This is a genomic window from uncultured Campylobacter sp. (assembly GCF_937997465.1).
GTDB lineage: Bacteria > Campylobacterota > Campylobacteria > Campylobacterales > Campylobacteraceae > Campylobacter_A.
Genome location: NZ_CALKTQ010000293.1, coordinates 1 through 2,504, shown reverse-complemented (window position 1 = coordinate 2,504; position 2,504 = coordinate 1). Strand labels below are relative to the sequence as shown.

Annotated in this window: 2 protein-coding genes; both read left to right on the top strand. The window is 50.9% G+C overall.

What is annotated here, in order from left to right; translation table 11 throughout:
* The first annotated feature begins 292 nt into the window (after nt 1–292).
* Nucleotides 293–1,990 (top strand): acetolactate synthase large subunit, encoded by a 1,698-nt coding sequence (locus Q0546_RS09880; RefSeq protein ID WP_298792640.1) that lies wholly within the window; start codon nt 293–295, stop codon nt 1,988–1,990.
* Between the two features lie 8 nt (nt 1,991–1,998).
* Nucleotides 1,999–2,460: an acetolactate synthase small subunit gene (gene ilvN, locus Q0546_RS09875; RefSeq protein ID WP_298792638.1), complete on the top strand. Its 462-nt coding sequence runs from the start codon at nt 1,999–2,001 to the stop codon at nt 2,458–2,460.
* The last annotated feature ends 44 nt before the right edge of the window (nt 2,461–2,504 follow it).

Sequence of the window (2,504 nt, the reverse complement as noted above, 5' to 3'; positions counted from 1 at the left end):
GAGCGTAATTCAAGCCCCTTCCCCCCTTAACAAGAAAGATTGATTTATGCAAAAAAATCTAATTTATAACGCCAAATTTAACTAAATCAAATTTAGCATCTTAAAGGTGCAGGTCTCGGTGTGTCAAATTTAAAAACATATCCAAATTTGAATCCTTCTAAATTTCGCTCGCAAATTTACTCAAATTTAAGCCTTTTCAAAGCGCGGCCCAAATTCTAAGCCCGATTTTACGCGTTTTTAAACCTTAAAGCTGTATAATCGGGGTCAAATTTATCAAAAGGCGATACAGATGATAAAAGGTATTTCTGGCTCGCGCATGGTGATGGAAGCCCTGCGCGAGGAGGGCGTAGACACGGTTTTTGGTTACCCCGGCGGCGCGGCGCTAAACATCTACGACGAGACGTACAAGCAGAGTTATTTCAAGCACGTTTTGACGCGTCACGAGCAAGCCGCCGTGCACGCCGCAGACGGTTACGCACGTGCTAGCGGCAAGGTCGGAGTGGCGTTTGTAACGAGCGGCCCCGGCTTTACAAACGCGGTCACGGGTCTAGCAACCGCGTACTCCGATAGCATCCCGCTTATATTAATCAGCGGACAGGTTCCGACCTCGCTTATCGGCACGGACGCCTTTCAGGAGATCGATGCCGTGGGTATCTCTCGCCCGTGCGTGAAGCACAACTACCTCGTGCGCAGTATCGAGGAGCTACCGCGCATCCTAAAAGAGGCCTTTTATATCGCTCGCTCGGGACGCCCGGGGCCCGTTCACGTCGATATCCCAAAGGATATAACAGCAGCCGTTGGGAATTTTGATTACCCGACAGAGATAAAGATGCCGACGTACAAACCGACCTACAAAGGCAACGCAAAACAGATCAAAAAGGCGCTTGAGGTCATCGCCGATGCTAAACGCCCGCTGCTCTATCTAGGAGGCGGAGTCGTAGCGGCGAACGCTAGCGAGCTAGTGCGCAAATTTAGCGCAAAGACGGGCATCCCGGCGGTCGAGACGCTGATGGGGCTTGGCGTCCTAGCGCACGAGGATAAAAATCTACTATCGATGGTTGGCATGCACGGTAGCTACGCGGCAAATATGGCGATGAGCGAGACCGATCTCATCATCGCGCTTGGCGTGCGGTTTGACGACCGCGTGACGGGCAAGCTAAGCGAATTTGCCAAACACGCCAAAATCATCCACGTCGATATCGACCCTAGCTCGATCTCAAAGATCGTAAACGCGCACTTTCCGATCGTAGGCGATCTAAACTGCGTCCTAGAAGAGATGGTGGAAAAAGTAAGCGTAAACGAGCAAAATTTGACCTCGTGGCGCGAGATCTTAGCCAGGTACGACGCGCTAAATCCGCTGGATTACAAAGATAGCGACGAAGTCTTAAAACCGCAGTGGGTCGTGCGCGAGACGGCTAAAATTTTAAAAGAATCGGGCAAAGACGCCGTGATCGCCACCGACGTCGGTCAGCATCAGATGTGGGTTGCGCAGTTTTATCCGTTTGACAGACCGCGTCAGCTGATAACTAGCGGAGGCCAGGGGACTATGGGCTTTGGCCTGCCGGCGGCCGTCGGAGCGAAGGCGGCAAAGCCCGAAAACATCGTCGTAAATTTCACCGGCGACGGCTCGATCCTAATGAATATCCAAGAGCTGATGACCGCCACCGAGATAGATAAGCCCGTCATCAACATCATCTTAAATAACAATTTCCTAGGCATGGTGCGCCAGTGGCAGACCTTTTTCTACGGCGAGCGCTACTCCTCGACCGACCTTAGCCTGCAACCTAATTTTGTGAAGATCGCAGAGGGCTTTGGCGGAGCGGGCTTCGTGTGCCGCACGAAGGACGAGTTTCGCTCCGCGCTAAAAGAGGCGATGGCCTGCGGTAAAACAGCGGTACTAGACGTGCGCGTGGATAGATTTGAGGACGTACTGCCGATGGTTCCTGCGGGCGCGGCGATATACAACATGATCTTAAAAAGCAAGGAATAAAAATGAGCATAAGAAGAGTGATTTCAGTCATCGTGCTAAACGAGCACGGCGTTTTATCGCGCATTTCCGGGCTTTTTGCAGGGCGCGGATACAACATCGACACGCTCACGGTAGCACCGATCCCATGCACCGAGCTTTCTCGTATCAGCATCGTCACTAGCGGCGATGAGCGCGTGCTAGAGCAGATCGTAAAGCAACTACACAAGCTAATACCGACCTACAAAGTCATCGAAAGTGGCGAATTTGTCGAAAAAGAAATGGCGCTGGTTAAAATCCCGCTTAGCGAAAATTTCGGTGGACTGGACGCGATACTAAAGGCCTACAACGGCATCGTAGCCAACACTAACGAAAACTACATCGTCGTCATGGTTAGCGACGACGCGAGCAGGATAGAAAATTTCCTCAAAGCTATCAAAAAATTTAACCCAACAGATGTCGTTCGAGGCGGCTCGGTGCTAATGGATCTGTGATGAAACTAAGCGAAATTTATAAAATTTTAGGACTGGAATTTAGC